Origin of the sequence: Verticiella alkaliphila, from assembly GCF_018904615.1 — a bacterium.
GTDB classification, from domain to species: Bacteria; Pseudomonadota; Gammaproteobacteria; order Burkholderiales; family Burkholderiaceae_B; genus Verticiella; species Verticiella alkaliphila.
In genome coordinates, this window is the sequence record NZ_JADCNH010000023.1 from 1 (window position 1) to 16186 (window position 16186).

Sequence of the window (16186 nt, forward strand, 5' to 3'; positions counted from 1 at the left end):
TCGCTGCGGCGCCGTCATCAGCAGAGAAGCGAGATTATGAAGAAGTTTTTGAAGCTTGTCAAGCTAGCGTTTTCGCTGACTTAACCGCCCACTTCTTCACGCTCGATTTGTTCAACGTTCTCGCCAGAGAACCTTCAACGAATCGCTCGCCGCACTCTTCTCAGAGCACTTGGCTCGCCTGCCTGGCCGCGTCACCGCAGTGATCAGCGCCGTAGCAGCGAAGCTCTCAACTATAACACGTTTATTTCATCCGTGTTGCGAAACCGAAAATTCCTTTTCAGCCCCCCCCTTGCCTCTGCTGCTCACCACCCCATCGCGTTGCCGCGTCCTGCTAGGTGCTTGTCTGGACATCACCGTAGTGATGCGTGATCAGCGAAGCCCTGAACTATAGCACGTTTTTTAGTGCTTGCAACTCGATGCCAGTGATTCGCGAAACTTCCGAAACCCCAACCCGATTTGCCATCAGGCCTGGCAATCCATCCGCTGCGCTTTGCGCTGCGTCTCAACTGCCAAGCCCGCAACTATAGCACGGTTTTTGAATCGTGCAACCGCATTTGCACCCCACCGTTGAAACGACGAGTCTGAGCTCGATATTCCAACGATGGGCCCCTGCTCCGTCTTTCTCGTTCCCTATATATAGAGATAGAGACATCCCGTCTATATATAGCGCCCGCTACCCGCAGGAGCCCCCCCTGCGAGTAGGAACCTGACGGTCCTCGTGAAATACGTTCACCCCGCCAACGTGGCGTTGTCGATCACGAAGCGATACTTCACGTCGCCACGCAGCATGCGTTCGTAGGCGTCGTTGATCGTATCCGCGCCGATGAGCTCGATGTCGGACACGATGCCGTGCTCGGCGCAGAAGTCCAGCATCTCCTGGGTTTCCGGGATGCCGCCGATCATGGACCCGGCGATGGAGCGGCGCTTCATGATCAGGTTAAAGACATTGGGCGACGGGTGCGGTGTCGCCGGCGCGCCGACGAGGGCCATGGTGCCGTCGCGCTTGAGCAGCGTGAGCAAGGCGTCCAGGTCATGCGGCGCGGCCACCGTGTTCAGGATGAAGTCGAAGCTTTTGGCATGCGCGGTCATCTCGTCAGCATGGCGCGAGACGACAACCTCGTCGGCACCGAGCTCGAGCGCAGCAGCGCGCTTGGATTCCGACGTGGTGAAAGCCACCACGTGCGCGCCCATGGCATGCGCGAGCTTGATACCCATGTGCCCCAGGCCGCCGATCCCCACCACCCCCACCTTCTTGCCCGGGCCGGCCTGCCAGTGACGCAGGGGCGAAAAGGTGGTGATGCCCGCACAGAGCAACGGCGCGACGGCAGCGAGCTGCGATTCAGGGTGGCGGATGCGCAGCACATAGCGCTCGTGCACGACAATCTTCTGCGAGTAGCCGCCGAGCGTCCAGCCGGGCTCGTCCTGCGTGGGGCCGTTGTACGTGCCCACCATGCCGTCGCAGTAGTTCTCCAGGCCAGCAGCGCACTCGTCGCAGTGCTTGCAGCTGTCGACGATGCAGCCGACGCCCACGAGATCGCCCGCCTTGAAGCCCTGGACGTGGGCGCCAACGGCCGTCACCCGACCCACGATCTCGTGGCCTGGCACGCAGGGAAACTGAGTGCCCTCCCACTCGGCGCGCACCTGGTGCAGATCCGAGTGGCAGATGCCGCAATAGGCGATGTCGATCTGCACGTCGTGCGCGCCCGGCGCGCGGCGGGTGATCTGCAGGGGCGCAAGCGGCTGATCGCTCGCATGCGCACCGTAAGCATGAACTTGCATCTGAGACTCCTGAAAGGGTGATGATCCACGAGCATTCTGCGGCCTCGCGTCAGCGGATCGATAGCGCAATCCGCTGGCATGCTTGCCTGATCCTCTGAGACCCGGCGCGAAGGCATGGCGTCAGGACTGCGCGTCGGGGTAGAGTCTGCGTCAGACCCCTTCCCTTCCCTATCCTGACGCTTTGATCACCGCTCAGACGACGTTGCGACCCGCCCTCGCGAGCGCCATCCTGGCCCACGCCCCTGCCGTTGGGGACTATCCGACGCCGGTGCCCGGACTCACGCTGTTCCGGCGCGATATGCCGACCCCACCCGCCGACTGCTGGGTGGAGCCGAGCGTGATTCTCGTGGCGCAGGGCGCCAAGCGCATGTGGGTGGGAGGCGACGCCTATCCTTACGATACCTCGCGCTTCTTGCTGACGTCACTGGACGTGCCTGCCACCGGCGAAGTGACGGTCGCCAGCGCGCAAGCGCCCTGCCTCGGGCTCGCCCTGAAGCTGGACTTGCGCATGGTGGCCGAGCTCTTCGCGCAGGGCGGCCTCACGCAGGAACGCGCGCGCCCTGGCGGCAAAAGCATCGGGATTGGGGAAGCCACGGCTACCCTGCTCTCGCCCTTCGGCCGTCTGCTCGCGCTGCTGGAGGAGCCTGACGCCATTCCCGTGCTCGCCCCGCTCATCCAGCGCGAGATCCATTACCGTCTACTGTGCAGCGATCAGGCGGCGCGCTTGCGTCAGATTGCGGCCATCGACGGACAGGGGTATCGCATCGCCAAGGCCATCGATTGGCTCAAAGCGCACTACGCCTCCCCATTGCGCATCGACGCCCTGGCGGGCCGTGTGCAGATGAGCACGCCGACCTTTCACCACCATTTTCGTCAGCTCACGGCGATGAGCCCGCTGCAGTATCAGAAGTGGCTGCGCCTGAACGAAGCCAAGCGCCTGATGCTCAATGAGCATGCAGACGTGGCCAGCGCGGCGTTCAAGGTTGGCTATGAGAGCCCCTCGCAGTTCAGCCGCGAGTACAGCCGGCTCTTCGGCGCGTCGCCCACGCGCGATATCGCGCAACTGCGTCAGCACCGGGGTGCCGACAAGCCCGCCGCCACGGCCTGAAGCCCCATCGGCAGACGCGTGGCACACGATTGGCCACCGCGCGAGAATGTACAAGCCAGCCTCGCGGCAACGCACGACGATGCCTGCCCCACGGCTTTTCCGGAGCCCTCGCGTGACCGCCCTCTGCTATATCCTGACTGTTCTCATCTGGGGCACCACCTGGATTGCCATCAAAGGGCAACTGGGCTCGGTACCGCTGGAGGCGTCCATCGTCTATCGCTTTGCGCTCGCGGGGGCGCTGATGTGGCTCATCCTTGCCGTGAGCGGGCGCGTGCGCGTCATCCCATGGCGCCATCAGCCCTTCGTGCTTCTGCAGGCAGTGTGCCTCTTTTCCTGCAACTTCCTGCTGATCTACGCGGCAAGCCACTACGTGGCGAGCGGCATCGTGTCCGTGGTCTTCTCGGCGGCCACGGTCTTCAACATTGCCAACGGTTTCGTCTTCCTGCGCCGACGCCCGGCTACTCGCGTGTCGGCAGGCGCCTGCCTGGGCGTGCTCGGCATCATCGGGCTCTTCTGGGACACCGTGACCGGCGCACGGCTGGATCACGCTACGGCACTCGGCCTGGGCCTTGCGCTCGGCGGCACCTGGTTCTTCTCCCTCGGCAACCTCGTCTCGGCGCGCAATACGGCGCAGGGGCTGTCGATCCTGTCCGTCAACGCCCACGCCATGTTGTATGGCGCTTTGCTCGTGGCCGTGTTCGCGTTCGTGCGTGGCGTCCCGTTCGCTTTCGACACATCGCCGCCGTACGTGGCCTCTCTGCTGTATCTCGCCATCCCCGGCACCGTGGTGGGCTTCAGCACCTATCTCACGGTCGTGCACCGCCTGGGCGCGGAGCGCGCCGCCTACATGACGGTGCTATTCCCGGTGGTGGCGCTCAGCATCTCGTTCTTCGTGGAGGGCTACCGGCTGACGCTGCCCGCCGCCGTGGGCCTTGGCGGCATTCTGCTGGGCAACGTCCTGGTGCTGGCTCGCCGCCCATGTGGGAAGGCCTGAATCAGGCGAACAGCACGCGAGCCGCGCCAACCATCATCGTGACGCCCGTGGTCACCAGGAGGCTGCACACCAGCCATTTCATGATGCGCGGCGACACTGGCGGGGCGTGCCGTGCAGCGACGAACGTCATCAAGGCAACGACCGGAATGGCAAGGGCAGACAACGTCAGTGACAGCGTGCTGAACCCCGTGGTGGGGATGACGATGGTCAGACGCAGCAAGGCACCGGCGCCAAAGATGAACACCAGCGACTCGCGCATGCGCTCGAGCGGCCACGGCTGACGGTAGACGTGATAGACAAGCGGCGGACCGGCGGCGGAGAAAAGCCCGCCCATCAGCCCAGAGACGAGGCCGACGCAGTAGAACGATGCGCGCGACGAGACCGTCTGCAGCGGCCTGGCTTGCTTCCAGAGCATCCAGGCGCACAACACGACGCTCAAGCCCAAGAGAAGCCGCAGCCCTTCATAGGCGTTGCCCATGATCCACGCGAGCGAGGCCACGCCCAGGATCGTACCCACGACGTTGGTGGACAGCGCCGGCCACATGAGCCGGTCCAGGCGTAGCGCGCGCCTGGCGCGCAGGAAGAGGAAGGCGTTGACCAGAGCGATGACCGACACGACGTTGACCACGTCGGGCAGCGGGAACACGTTGGTGGCGCCCACCAGGCCGAGCAGGACCAACGCCAGAGCAAAGCCGGTGAGGTTCTGGATGTAGACCGCGAGCGCGACGAAAAGCAGGAACAGAATGGTGCTGAGCATGACGCCCGTGGAGCCCTGGATCGACAGCCGGCACGATGCCGGCAAAGGGGCAACGCTAACACTTAGACGGGCGAAGTGCGAATGCCAACGGACCAGATCGGTCACACGTGCTCGAGAGCACCGGGCCGCACCCGTGATGACGATGCGGTGTCAGGGCCAACGGAGACCTCGCGTGCGACTTACTGCGGCAAGGCGAACACCATCAGCCGATCGCCCACCTCGGTCTCCAGCCGCGCATGGCCACCGGCGGCCACGGCCACGTATTGGCGACCCTCGTGCTCGTACGTCATCGGCCCCGACTGTGCTGCATAGGGCAGGCGGTGTTCCCAGAGGAGTTCGCCCGTATGAGTATCGAAGGCACGCAGGAAGTTGTCCTGCGCCGCAGCGATGAAGGTGAGACCGCTGCGGGTGGACACCGGACCGCCGATGTTGGGCGTACCGATGGTGAGCTTGACGCGCGTCGGGATGCCGAGCGGACCGATGTCATAGCCCGTGCCCAGGGGCTGGCTCCAAAGCAAGTCGCCCGTGCGCAGATCCGTGGCGGCCAGATAGCCCCAGGGCGGCGAGATGCAGGGCACGCCCAGGGGCGAGAGCCACATCGGGCGGTCCACGCCGAACGGCGCGCCGGCTTGCGGGGCGATCTCCTGATCCGGCCGCTTGCCGCCGTCACCAATGGCCTGGTCCTGCACCTCGCTGCGCGGATAGAGCTGCACGCGATTGGGCAGACGGCTGTGGTTGGTGACCAGGATCTGCTGCTCGGGATTGACGGACAGCCCACCCCAGTTCAGGCCGCCGATCGTGCCGGGAAAGAGCAGCATGCCAAGGCCTTGGTCGGTAGGCGGCGTATACATGCCCTCATACCGCATGCGATGGAACTGCACGCGGCACATCAGGGCATCGACCGGCGTCAAGCCGAACGCATGGCGTGCGTCGATGCGCTCGGGATCTGCCCCAGGCGCACCGGCAAAGTTCGGGTAGAACACGGACTGGGGCTGCGTGGGCGCGGTCCAGTCGCCCTCTACCGCCCCTTGCGGCGCTGCGCGACGTTCGATGGGACGCAGCGGCTCTCCGGTAGCCGCATCCAGCACGAAGATCGAACCGGTCTTGGTGCCCACCAGCACCACGCGCCGCATCGCGCCATCAATGTCCATGTCCATCACCACCGGCTGGGCGCCCAGATCGTAATCCCACAGGTCGTGATCGACGGTGCGAAAGTGCCAGCGCCGTTCGCCGGTCTCGGCATCTACGGCGATGACGGCATCGGTGTACTCGTCGTCCTCCGGGGTGCGATGCCCTCCGAAGTGATCGTTGGCTGCGTTGCCTGTCGGCAGATAGACCAAGCCCAGTGACTCGTCAGCGGAGATCACCGCCCACACGTTCGGCGTGCCTTGCGGCCAGACCTCGCCGGCAGCAAGCGGCGTCTGCGGTGACTCGACCCGGCGGGCATCCCAGGCCCAGGCGAAATCGCCCGTGCGCACGTCATAAGCGCGCACCACGCCGGAGGGCGCATCCTGGCGCTGGTTGTCGCTGACCTGCTGGCCCACGACGACCCGGTCGCCCACGACGGTGGGGCCGGATGTCGTGGAAGACAGGCCGACGGCCTGATTGGCCATGCCCTCGGCGAGATCCACCGTACCGTTCTCGCCAAAGCCCGTGCAGGCCTGGCCCGTCTCGGCATCGAGCGCGATGAGGCGGCTATCCTGCGTGGCGAGCAGGATGCGGCGCGGGCACTCGGCGGCAGGCGCGGTGATGTCTTCGTAATAGGCCACGGCGCGGCAGGCCACGCTGAACAAGGGCTCCATAGCCTCGGCGCTGACCTGCGGATCGAAATGCCAGCGCCGCTCGCCCGTGCCGGCATCCAGGGCGAACACCTGATTGCTGTTGGCGCACACGTAAAGCGTGTCGTCGATCTTGACCGGCGTGTTCTGGAAGGCATAGAAGACGCGATCATTGGCCGGCAGGTCACCCGTCGCGAAAGACCACGCCACCGCCAACTGGCTGACGTTGTCGCGCGTGATCTGCGCGGCCGGCGAGAATCGCTGACCGAGATTGGAGCCGCCGTAGGCTGTCCACTCGCCTGCGTCGCGCTGCCAGGCGGCGCGGCCTGCGCCAGCGGGCGCGCCTGGCTGCGGCAAAGGCGTTGCTGGCGACGACGCAGTGCGCACGCGCGGCTCCTGATGCTGCGCGCCGATGACGATACCCGCGGCCAGCGTCATGACGGGGGCCAGCACTGCGGACCACAGCACGCGCGCACTCGAAGCGGATGAGTCCGGCACGTGTCGGGCGCGCACCGTCGCGGCGATGGTCACGAAGATCAGGAGCCCGAGCAACAGGCCCACCCGGCCGGCGAGATCAAAGCCCCACGACGGCATCCAGCCTTTGCCATCGATTTCCCAGATCGACCACAGCACGGTGATGAAGACCACGCCAGACAGGATCGCGATGCCGCGCGGTTCGCGTCCACGCATCAGGGCCACACTCGCTGCGAGTGTGCCTACGCCAGCCAGTGTGTAATACCAGGACCCGCCCAGGCTGATGAGCCACAGGCCCATGCCGGTCAGCACGAGCCCGAGAACGAGGCCGATACCGGCACCGAACACCAAGGCCCCACGGGCGATACGATCAGACAGGGGGTGGCGTTCGGGGCTCGTCACGGGCATCGGTGGCGGTCTCGGCAAAGGTCAGCGGAGCCGGCCGAGCAGCACGTACCATGCCCCGGTCCTGGGCACGCCTTCCCATGCCGGCGTCCTGAATTCGAGACGGGCAGATCACGATGGACGGGGGTTCACGCGCCCGGGATCCGCCAGGCGCTCGCCCAGCCACTGGACGAAGACGCGAACGCGCGCCGACAACTGCCGGCTCTGCGGATACACCACCGACACGGGCAACGGCGGTGGCGGATACCGTGACAGGAGCACCTGCAGCCGGCCTTCGGCGATATCCTGCGCGATCCGGTAGCGCGGCACTTGCACGATGCCCAGGCCGGCAAGCGCAGCCCCGGTGTACAAATCCGCCCCGGTGACGCTGACGCGGGCCGGCAGGTGATGTTCGACCACGCGCTTGCCGACGCGAAACTCCAGCGGCAAGGGCCTTCCGGAAGCGCTCGACACGTAATCCACGGCGGCATGCTGCGCGAGATCCGTCATCCGCGTCGGGATGCCATGCCGCGCGAGATAGGCGGGGCTCGCGACGGTGACTTGTTCAAGCGAAGCTACCTGCCGGGCAATCAATGACGAGTCCTTCAAGGTGCCGGCGCGCAGCACGCAATCTACGCCTTCGCGCACGAGATCGACGAGTCGATCGTCTTCGCCGACGTGCAACGTGATGTCTGGGTAGGCTGCGAGAAACTGATCGAGCACGGGCATGACGAAGAACCGCGCGAGCGTGCCCTGCAGGTTCACGCGAAGCGTCCCCTTGGGCGGGGCATCCCGAAATGCACCGTCGGCCTCCTCGAGATCGGCCAGCAAACGCACGCAGCGCTGATAGTAGGCGTCGCCGTCCGGCGTGGGGCGCACCTGGCGCGTCGTGCGTTCGAGCAGACGCACGCCCAGACGGGCTTCCAGTCGCTGAATGCAGTGGGTCACGGTCGTGCGCGGCATCTGCAGATCGCTCGCAGCCAACGAGAAGCTGCGCCTGTCGGCGATGCGTACGAATACCTGCATTTCCTGGAAGCGGTCCATGCGGGATTGTTGGTGAAAATGGAATTCTGATGGCGAATCAGCGGGGATTATCTTCGCTGGCAGAACCGACACAATACCGGCACTGACCCATTTGAGGAAACTGTCATGTCCCTGCCTCTTCGCGTTGCCCTCGTCACCGGCGCCTCGCGCGGCATCGGCGCCGCCATCGCCCGCCAGCTCGCTCAGGACGGCCATGCCGTGGCGATCAACTACGCCGCGCGGGCTACCGATGCCGACGCGCTGGTGCGCGAGATCACGCACGCCGGTGGCCGAGCCATCGCCGTGAAGGCCGACGTGGCCGATCCGCAAGCGGTCAAGGCATTGTTCGATGCGGTCGAATCGCAACTGGGTCGCATCGATGTGCTCGTCAACAACGCCGGTGTGCTCAAGACCACGCCGATCGCCGAGACCTCCGACGCGCTGTATGCGCGGCAGTTCTCGATCAATACCCAGGGAGTCTTTCACACCTTGCGCGAGGCCGCCTCGCGACTGAACGACGGCGGGCGGATCATCAATCTGTCGAGTAGCGCGCTGGCCCTGAACCTGCCGGGCTACGCCATCTACAACGCCACCAAGGCGGCGGTCGAGGCGTTCACGCGCGTCTTCGCCAAGGAACTGCGCGGACGCCAGATCACGGTGAACGCCGTGGCGCCGGGCCCGGTTGAGACCGAGCTCTTCGTGCAGGACAAGACACCGGCACAGATCGAGCACTTCAGCAAGCTGGCGCCGCTGGAGCGGCTCGGCCAGCCGCAGGATATCGCGGGCGTCGTGAGCTTTCTCGCCGGCCCGCAGGGCGGCTGGGTCAACGGCCAGATCCTGCGGGCGAACGGCGGGGTGGCATAGGGTGCGCCGCCTGGGCGACGCGCATCAAGTGCGCCCGCCCGCCTGCAATTGGAAGACGGATACCGTCGTCACCAGCGCGTCGGCCTGGGTGTGCAGGCCACGCGCAGCTTCGGCCATCTGCTCGACGAGCGCGGCGTTCTGCTGCGTTGTCTGATCCAGTTGCGCCACGGCTGCGCCCACTTGCGAGACGCCCTCGCTCTGCTCGTTGCTGGCGGCACTGATGTCAGCCATGAGGCGCGACACCTGGCGGATGGCATCGATCACTTCCTGCATGGTCTGCCCGGCGTGATGGGCCCGCTCCGCCCCGCTCTCCACACGCTTGACGCTGGTGCCGATCAGATCCTTGATCTCGCGGGCGGCCTGTGCCGACCGGGTCGCCAGCGTGCGCACTTCGCCTGCGACCACGGCAAAGCCGCGGCCTTGCTCACCGGCGCGCGCGGCCTCGACCGCGGCGTTCAAAGCGAGGATGTTGGTCTGGAAGGCGATGCCGTCGATCACGCCGATGATGTCGGCAATACGGCGCGAGCCATCGTCGATGTCGCGCATCGTGTCCACCACGCCTTGGACGGCCACGCCACCGCGCTCGGCCACCGCGCTGGCCGCCGCAGCCAGGCGGCTCGCCTCCTGGGCATGGGCAGAGTTCTGCGAGACGGCAGATCCCAGTTGTTCCATCGACGCCGCCGTTTCCTCCAGCGCGCTGGCCTGGGACTCCGTGCGCTCGGACAAGTCGTTGCTGCCCACGGTGATCTGGGCGCTGGCGGCGGCGACGACGTCCGCGCCCTGACGCACCCGCGCCACCACGCCCGACAATTCGTGCTGCATGTTGGCCAGCTGCGCCATGAGGCTGTGGGTGTCGCCTGCCTGGACCGGCACGGGCTGGCTCAGGTCGCCCTCGGCCACGCGGGCACTGACGGCGACGGCCTCCTTCGGTTCACCGCCAAGCGGGCGCAGCACGAGCCGGCGCAGCGCCCAAAAGAGGCCGATCGACACGAGGGCGATGGCGCCGGTGCCCAGCATCCAGGCGGTCAGCGTCAGTTGGCGCACGCCCGAGAGAATTTCGTCCTGCGGCACCGTGGCGGTCACCGTCCACACGTTGGGATCGCGGCCGACGGTCAGCGGCAGACTGATCCACGCCACCTCGCTGCCGTCGGCGCCTTGCTGGTCCAGCGCCTGCACCACGCGCATCTCCCGCAGCACTGTCTGCATGAGTTGCCGGCGCCCGGCGTCGGCGAGCTCATTGCCCACCTTCGTCGCATCCCGATCGCCGACGATGATGCCCGTACTCGAGACCAGGCTCAGGTAGCCTGTCTCGTAGACGTTCACGGACTGGACTCGTTGCTGCAGGCTCGCGAGCGAAACGTCGATGCCTGCCACACCAACGACGCGCCCACCCACGCGGATCGGTACCGACGTCGTGGTGATGAGGACTTCCTTGCCGCCCACCTGATAGTTGTACGGCTCGATGAGCGTTTCCTTGCCGCTCGTCCTGGCAAGCAGGTAGTAGTCGCCCGCACCCGGCTTGTCGTAGTCCACCAGAGGCTCGACGTCAGGCGTGCCGCCCCCCCGGTGCCAGTAAGGGATGTAGCGCCCGGTGGCGTCATGCCCGGTTTGGCCAACGAATTGCGCGTCGCGTCCGTCGAAGGCGTTGGGCTCCCATGCCGTCCAGACGCCCAGAAACTGAGGGGAATCCGCCAACACCTGTCGGACGAGGGCATCGGCTTGGGCGCGCGTCCCGCCTGCGGCCTGAAGACCGGTCAGACCCTGGGCAAGCGTGCGCGCGGCGGTCATCGTGGCGTCGAGCTCCCCGCCGATTCGCTCGGCCTGGCGCGCAGCCAGTTCCTCGGCGTAGTGCAGCGCCGTCTGCTGCTGCAGGTGCCGTGCCTCGCGGGTCAGGGTGAGCACCATGGCCGCACAGCCGATCAGCACGAAACCGACGACGATCAACAGCAGTTGCGCCCGCAGGCTCAGGCGGGCCAGAGGGCCAGGACGGGGACGCGAAGAGAGAGACATGGGCTTCTAGTTCTGGTGCGTGTGTGCTGGGTTACCTCACCCGCAATTCATACGACTTGACGGATAGGATCCATGCAACTATCACACGCAGCAGAACCGGCCGAAGCCCCGAATAGACACACGAAGCCCCCGCATTTCACGACGGACCCGCCCAACGCTCAGCCCGGTGCAGCGGAAGCTTCCGGGCGCTTTGCGGCTGTCACACCACCGCCCAACATGCCCTTTTCGTCCGGACGCAAGGTCAGCACCTGGACGCCGCCGCGCGTCACGGCGACGGTGTGCTCGAACTGTGCGGAAAGCTTGCCGTCGCGGGTCACCACCGTCCAGCCATCGTCCTCGGTTTCCACGGAGGCGCGGCCCTGATTGATCATGGGCTCGATGGTGAAGACCATGCCTTCGCGCAGCGTGAGGCCGGTGCCGGCCCGCCCCACATGCAGCACCTGCGGCTCCTCGTGCATCTCGCGACCGATGCCGTGGCCACAGTACTCGCTCACCACACTGTAGCGATGCTGGCGGGCGTAGCGCTCGATGGCGTGACCGACGTCGCCCAGGCGCGCGCCCGGGCGCACCGCCCGGATCCCGCGCCAGAGCGCCTCATACGTGGTGTGCACGAGGCGACGCGCCTCCGCACTCACGTTGCCCACGAGATAGGTCTTGCTCGAATCCGCGATGTAGCCGTTCTTCTCCAACGTGATGTCGAAGTTGACGATGTCGCCGGCTTTCAGGATGTCGAGCGCCGAAGGCACGCCGTGGCACACCACCTGGTTGCGCGACGCATTGAGTGCGTACGCAAAGCCGTACTGACCCTTGCTCGCGGGACGGGACTGGAGCACCTGCGTGATGTAGCGCTCGACGTCGTCGTTGACCTGCAACGTGGACATGCCCGCGAGCGGCAGGGTGTCCAGATACGTGAACACCTGGGCCAGCAAGCGGCCGGATTCGGCCATGAGGGCCAGTTCGTCGGGGCGCTTGATCATCCGGCCGCCCGATGCAGAGATTCCGGCACGAGCCCCGCCGCCCGCAACTCGCGGCTGGCGATCTCGTTGAAACTCAAGGTGGGATTCATCTCGCACAGCATGCCGATCTTGATCCAGAACGCGGCCTGTGCGTTGATGGACCGGCACGAGACGGAACTCGCCTTGCGCAGCTGGTCGTGCAGGTCGTCATCGATATTGACGATGCCCATGATAGTGATCCATATATAGAACGTATATGAATCATAAGCCCGACTGCCTGCACGGCGCAAACCGCGAGGGTGATCGGGGCTGATCCAGCCCTGCTGCCGGCGTGCGCGGGCCGCCCGCGGTCTACAATGGCGGCTCACTTGCTTTCGAGGTATTCGTCCCATGCGCCATTGATTCCGCCGTCCTTTTGACGGCCAGATCTAGCCGCCCCCTTGCCGGGCCGTTGCTTGCATCTCGCGGAATCACGCATGACGAATCCTTCTCTCACGCTGCACGGTGTGTCCTACGCATTGCCCGACGGGCGTGTGCTCTTCTCCGACCTGAACGACAGCTTCGACGAACGCCCGACGGGCCTTGTGGGCCGCAACGGCACCGGCAAGACCGTGCTGGCACGCCTGCTGGCAGGCGAGCTGGCGCCGAGCGCCGGGCAATGCGCCCGCAGCGGCCCCGTCTACTATCTGGCGCAACGCACGGCGCCCGAGGCGCACGAGACGGTTGCCACCCTGGCGGGTGTTGACGCGACGCTGGCCGCGCTTGAGCGCATCGCAGCCGGCAGTGCCGACCCGTGCGACTTCGATGCGGTGGGCGTGGGTTGGGACGCGCCACAGCGCCTGCGGCGGGCCTTGCAGGACGAGGGCCTCGGCCACCTCGACGCCAATACGCCGGCGTGCCATCTGAGCGGCGGCGAGGCGCTGCGGGTGGCGCTGATCGGGGCCTGGCTTAGCGATGCCGACTTCCTGATCCTGGACGAGCCCACCAATCACCTGGATCGCGCGGGCCGGCACATGCTCATCGAACGCCTGCGCGCCTGGCCGCGGGGCCTGCTCGTCGTCAGCCATGATCGCCGGCTGCTGGACACGATGACGCGCATCGTCGAGCTCACGCCCGATGGGCTGCAGAGCTATGGCGGCAACTACGCCCGGTATGCCCAGGCCCGCGCCGACGCGCAGGCAAGCGCCCTCGACACGCTGACCCAGCGTCAGGCGCAGCGCCGGCGCGAGCTCCAACAGATGCGCGAGATCGACGCGCGTCAGCGGCGGCACCACGCCCGCGATGCACGCGCCGCGCGCAACGCCAATCAGGCCCCCATCCTCCTGGGCCGTCAGAAAGCGCGCAGCGAGAGCACAGCCGGGCGCATGCGCGTGCAGCACACCGCCCGGCGCGAAGCCCTGGCCGCCACCGTGCGCGAGGCGTCGTCACGCCTGCAGGACGATGGCGACATCGCATTGCATGCGCCTGCGGCAGCGCCTGGGCCCGCGTCCCGCCACGTCGTGACGCTGCGGGATGTCGTGCTGCCATTCGTGTCAGCGCCCACCCGGACGGTGTCGCTCACCCTTCACGGCCGCCAGCGTGTGGGCGTGACCGGCCCGAACGGCTGCGGCAAGTCGACACTCTTGCGTGTGATCGCGGGCGACAGCGAGCCCATGACCGGAACGGTCGCGCGCACGCAAGCCGCGGTCTACCTGGATCAGGCACTGGGCGTACTGGATCCGCGGTGCGGCGTGCTCACGCAATTGCGCGCGGCCCGCGCGACGGGCTCGGAGGCAGACCTGCGCATGCGCCTGGCGCACCTGGGTCAGGGTGCCGACAAGATTCTCGTGCCGAGCGGACAACTGAGCGGGGGTGAGCGCGTCAAGGCGGCGCTCGCCTGCGTGCTCTATGCAGACACACCACCCGCCCTGCTCCTCCTGGACGAACCCAGCAATCATCTCGACCTCGCCGCCACGCAAGCCCTGGAAGCGATGCTGTCGGACTACACCGGCGCCATGATGGTGGTGTCCCATGACGACGCGTTCCTGCTGGCGCTCGGGCTGACGGATCTGTTCGCCGCCCAGCCAACGGGCTGGCAATGGCTCGCGCCCGACGCACTGCAAACCTGAAGCCATGCGCGTGCTAGAGTCGCCTGGCCACCGACGCACCGCCTCCTGGAGCCCCCATGGCCAACCGGTCGTACCTGTATGCACTCAGTCATTCGCCCACGAGCTATCGCGACCGCCCCGACACCATCGTCGGCGTATCCGAATGGGCCTACGACGTGCCATTCGTGTATTACCTCTTGATCTCGGGGCAGACCCGCGTGTGCGCGTCGCTCGTCTCCGATGGCTTCGAGGACGATGACGATGATGCGAAGACGCCGCTTTACGCGTTGACGGGGGACTTCGCCACGGGGCTGGCGAGACTGCAGCGCTTCGCGGCGGCGCTCTCGTCGGCCGCGCCATCGTCATCCCGTCAGCTACGCGAGTCCATTGCCGAAGCGCTCAGCTTCCTCCAGGCCCATCGCGACCGATACTTTCTGCTGGAGACCATCGAGCTCGACTGCATGGATACCGCCGATGCCGCCGAGCTCGCCGCCTTGGCGCAGCAACATCTCGCGGCCGCACAGGCGGCGGGTGCCGCGGTCGATACCTTGACGCGGTTTTCCTGCATGGCCGGCCGGCTGCTGCGAAAGGCGGTGATCAAGGGAGAAGGCCGGCTGGCGCCCTTTCGGGGCCTCAGTCTGAAGGATGACTTCGACCATGCCAGTACTGGCCGAGTCTTGGGCATGGGCGAATGGAGCGAGGTGCTCTACTTTGCCCTGCAGGACAAGACAAGCTTCGAGGCGCGCGACCGCGCCGATGCCACCTAGCGCGGCGTGTCGACGCGCACCGCAGGCTCGCGCAAGGCTTCCAGGATCGCCCAGCCGGCCTTGACGCGCTCGCCATTCGGATAGTTGCGGTTGGCGAGCATGACAACGCCAAGCTGCTCCGCGGGCAAAAACGCGGCGTAGGCGCCAAAGCCCCGGGTAGAGCCAGTCTTGTTGACGAAGCGCGTGGGTGAGAGCGTCGGCTGCGCAACCGGCCGGACCGCGTGCGGCTCGAGCGCCATGGTGGACGTGTTGCCGGCCAGCACGGTGTCGAGCGTGAACGGATCCTCGTAGATCTCCCAACCCAAGCCCTGGCGCATGCCGCCCACCTGGTAGTAGCCCGTCTGCGTCAGAGCAAATGCCTCACGCAGCGATCCATCCAGCGCCGACGGATCGATGGCCAGCTGCACGAAGCGGATCAGGTCGCCCGCGGTGGTCTTGATGCCGTAGGCTTCGGCATCGAGCGGCCCTGGCGAGACGCGCACGCGCGTATCACCCTTCGCCACACCAAAGGCGTAATGCCCAGACTGCGCCTGCGGCACGCGCAGATAGGTGTTCTGCAACCCGAGGGCGGGCAGCAGCTCTTTCACCATCGCGATGTCGAAGTCCGTGTTCTCGGCACGGGCTGCCAGGTATCCAAAGAGCCCGATGCTGGGATTCGAATACTGGCGCTGCGCAGCCGGATCGGCGGTTGGCGTCCATTGCTGGAAGTAGGCGAGCACGTCGGCCTCTTCCTTGACGGCATCGGGAAACTGCAGCGGCAGGCCGCCTGCGGTATAGGTACCGAGATTCAGCAGATTGACGCGGTCGAACGCGGTGCCAGCGAGCGCGGGCCAGTAGTGGCTTGCCGGCAACACGGGATCCAGTGTTTTCCTGGCGATGCCCCAGGCCCCAAGGGTGCCCGTGAAGACCTTGCTGACCGAGCCGATCTCGAAGATCGTCTGATCGCCAACGGGCGTGCTCTGCCCCTGTGCCGTCACCCCGTAATGCAGCACGTGGGCCTGACCGCCCTGCGTCACGGCCACGGACATGCCGGGGATATCGTGCGCTGCCATGAGCGGCTGGATCACGACATCGATCGCGCGACGTACCGGCTCGTCGAGGGCGACGGGCGCGGCGGCCCCCAGATTCGTCCCGGTGAGCAGGAGTGCGGCAGTCAATGCCCGGGTGGCACGAGGCACGCGAGCGCCCAGCGGCATCGGCAAGGT

The 16186-nt window shown here is 66.4% G+C and carries 14 protein-coding genes; 6 read left to right on the plus strand and 8 right to left on the minus strand.

Annotated elements, in window-relative coordinates:
• On the plus strand, positions 1-203 hold a 203-nt coding region (locus IMZ29_RS14685), incomplete at its 5' end, for a hypothetical protein (RefSeq protein WP_216185430.1).
• Positions 204-729: 526 nt separating this feature from the next.
• Here IMZ29_RS14685 and IMZ29_RS14690 read toward each other — a convergent pair.
• Positions 730-1779: an NAD(P)-dependent alcohol dehydrogenase gene (locus tag IMZ29_RS14690; RefSeq protein WP_216185433.1), complete on the minus strand. Its 1050-nt coding sequence runs from the start codon at positions 1777-1779 to the stop codon at positions 730-732.
• Positions 1780-1981: 202 nt separating this feature from the next.
• Between IMZ29_RS14690 and IMZ29_RS14695 the strand changes: the two genes are divergently transcribed.
• Complete coding sequence (locus tag IMZ29_RS14695) at positions 1982-2887, plus strand: AraC family transcriptional regulator (protein ID WP_253207150.1); 906 nt, start codon at positions 1982-1984, stop codon at positions 2885-2887.
• A 112-nt stretch (positions 2888-2999) separates the two neighbouring features.
• Positions 3000-3881 carry a DMT family transporter gene (locus IMZ29_RS14700; RefSeq protein WP_371820285.1) on the plus strand — a complete coding sequence of 294 codons (882 nt, stop codon included), beginning with the start codon at positions 3000-3002 and terminating at the stop codon, positions 3879-3881.
• A 1-nt stretch (position 3882) separates the two neighbouring features.
• Here the strand turns inward: IMZ29_RS14700 and IMZ29_RS14705 are convergent, their stop codons facing one another.
• From IMZ29_RS14705 to IMZ29_RS14715, 3 genes are all read right to left on the minus strand, one after another.
• A complete protein-coding gene (locus tag IMZ29_RS14705; RefSeq protein ID WP_216185435.1) occupies positions 3883-4638 on the minus strand; it encodes a TSUP family transporter in 756 nt (251 codons plus the stop codon).
• A gap of 179 nt (positions 4639-4817) precedes the next feature.
• Positions 4818-7298: a membrane-bound PQQ-dependent dehydrogenase, glucose/quinate/shikimate family gene (locus IMZ29_RS14710; RefSeq protein WP_216185437.1), complete on the minus strand. Its 2481-nt coding sequence runs from the start codon at positions 7296-7298 to the stop codon at positions 4818-4820.
• 108 nt (positions 7299-7406) lie between these two features.
• Positions 7407-8318: a LysR family transcriptional regulator gene (locus tag IMZ29_RS14715; protein ID WP_216185439.1), complete on the minus strand. Its 912-nt coding sequence runs from the start codon at positions 8316-8318 to the stop codon at positions 7407-7409.
• Between the two features lie 105 nt (positions 8319-8423).
• Between IMZ29_RS14715 and IMZ29_RS14720 the strand changes: the two genes are divergently transcribed.
• On the plus strand, positions 8424-9161 hold the full coding sequence (locus IMZ29_RS14720; protein WP_216185441.1) for an SDR family oxidoreductase: 738 nt from the start codon (positions 8424-8426) through the stop codon (positions 9159-9161).
• A 24-nt stretch (positions 9162-9185) separates the two neighbouring features.
• Here IMZ29_RS14720 and IMZ29_RS14725 read toward each other — a convergent pair whose 3' ends face one another.
• From IMZ29_RS14725 to IMZ29_RS14735, 3 genes are all read right to left on the minus strand, one after another.
• Positions 9186-11171 (minus strand): methyl-accepting chemotaxis protein, encoded by a 1986-nt coding sequence (locus tag IMZ29_RS14725; RefSeq protein WP_216185443.1) that lies wholly within the window; start codon positions 11169-11171, stop codon positions 9186-9188.
• A 158-nt stretch (positions 11172-11329) separates the two neighbouring features.
• Entirely contained in the window at positions 11330-12148 is an 819-nt protein-coding gene (gene map / locus IMZ29_RS14730; RefSeq protein WP_216185445.1) for a type I methionyl aminopeptidase, read from the minus strand.
• The gene (locus tag IMZ29_RS14735) at positions 12145-12357 is read right to left on the minus strand and encodes a ParD-like family protein (RefSeq protein ID WP_216185447.1); all 213 of its coding nucleotides are present in this window, start codon (positions 12355-12357) and stop codon (positions 12145-12147) included. Before IMZ29_RS14735 ends, map begins: the two co-directional genes overlap by 4 nt.
• A 246-nt stretch (positions 12358-12603) precedes the next feature.
• Between IMZ29_RS14735 and IMZ29_RS14740 the strand changes: the two genes are divergently transcribed.
• Both IMZ29_RS14740 and IMZ29_RS14745 read left to right on the plus strand, forming a co-directional pair.
• Positions 12604-14235 (plus strand): ABC-F family ATP-binding cassette domain-containing protein, encoded by a 1632-nt coding sequence (locus IMZ29_RS14740; protein ID WP_216185449.1) that lies wholly within the window; start codon positions 12604-12606, stop codon positions 14233-14235.
• A 56-nt stretch (positions 14236-14291) separates the two neighbouring features.
• Positions 14292-14981 (plus strand): DUF7822 domain-containing protein, encoded by a 690-nt coding sequence (locus tag IMZ29_RS14745; protein ID WP_216185451.1) that lies wholly within the window; start codon positions 14292-14294, stop codon positions 14979-14981.
• On the opposite strand, the gene ampC is transcribed toward IMZ29_RS14745, so the two are convergent.
• Positions 14978-16177 (minus strand): class C beta-lactamase, encoded by a 1200-nt coding sequence (gene ampC, locus IMZ29_RS14750; RefSeq protein ID WP_216185568.1) that lies wholly within the window; start codon positions 16175-16177, stop codon positions 14978-14980. The genes IMZ29_RS14745 and ampC overlap by 4 nt on opposite strands.
• Between the last annotated feature and the right edge of the window lie 9 nt (positions 16178-16186).

Bases quoted from the DNA above. Each gene is read 5' to 3' on its own strand.
- IMZ29_RS14690 (WP_216185433.1), bottom strand. From the start codon at position 1,779: ATGCAAGTTCATGCTTACGGTGCGCATGCGAGCGATCAGCCGCTTGCG.
- IMZ29_RS14705 (WP_216185435.1), bottom strand. From the start codon at position 4,638: ATGCTCAGCACCATTCTGTTCCTGCTTTTCGTCGCGCTCGCGGTCTAC.
- IMZ29_RS14710 (WP_216185437.1), bottom strand. From the start codon at position 7,298: ATGCCCGTGACGAGCCCCGAACGCCACCCCCTGTCTGATCGTATCGCC.
- IMZ29_RS14715 (WP_216185439.1), bottom strand. From the start codon at position 8,318: ATGGACCGCTTCCAGGAAATGCAGGTATTCGTACGCATCGCCGACAGG.
- IMZ29_RS14720 (WP_216185441.1), top strand. From the start codon at position 8,424: ATGTCCCTGCCTCTTCGCGTTGCCCTCGTCACCGGCGCCTCGCGCGGC.
- IMZ29_RS14725 (WP_216185443.1), bottom strand. From the start codon at position 11,171: ATGTCTCTCTCTTCGCGTCCCCGTCCTGGCCCTCTGGCCCGCCTGAGC.
- map (WP_216185445.1), bottom strand. From the start codon at position 12,148: ATGATCAAGCGCCCCGACGAACTGGCCCTCATGGCCGAATCCGGCCGC.
- IMZ29_RS14735 (WP_216185447.1), bottom strand. From the start codon at position 12,357: ATGGGCATCGTCAATATCGATGACGACCTGCACGACCAGCTGCGCAAG.
- IMZ29_RS14740 (WP_216185449.1), top strand. From the start codon at position 12,604: ATGACGAATCCTTCTCTCACGCTGCACGGTGTGTCCTACGCATTGCCC.
- IMZ29_RS14745 (WP_216185451.1), top strand. From the start codon at position 14,292: ATGGCCAACCGGTCGTACCTGTATGCACTCAGTCATTCGCCCACGAGC.
- ampC (WP_216185568.1), bottom strand. From the start codon at position 16,177: ATGCCGCTGGGCGCTCGCGTGCCTCGTGCCACCCGGGCATTGACTGCC.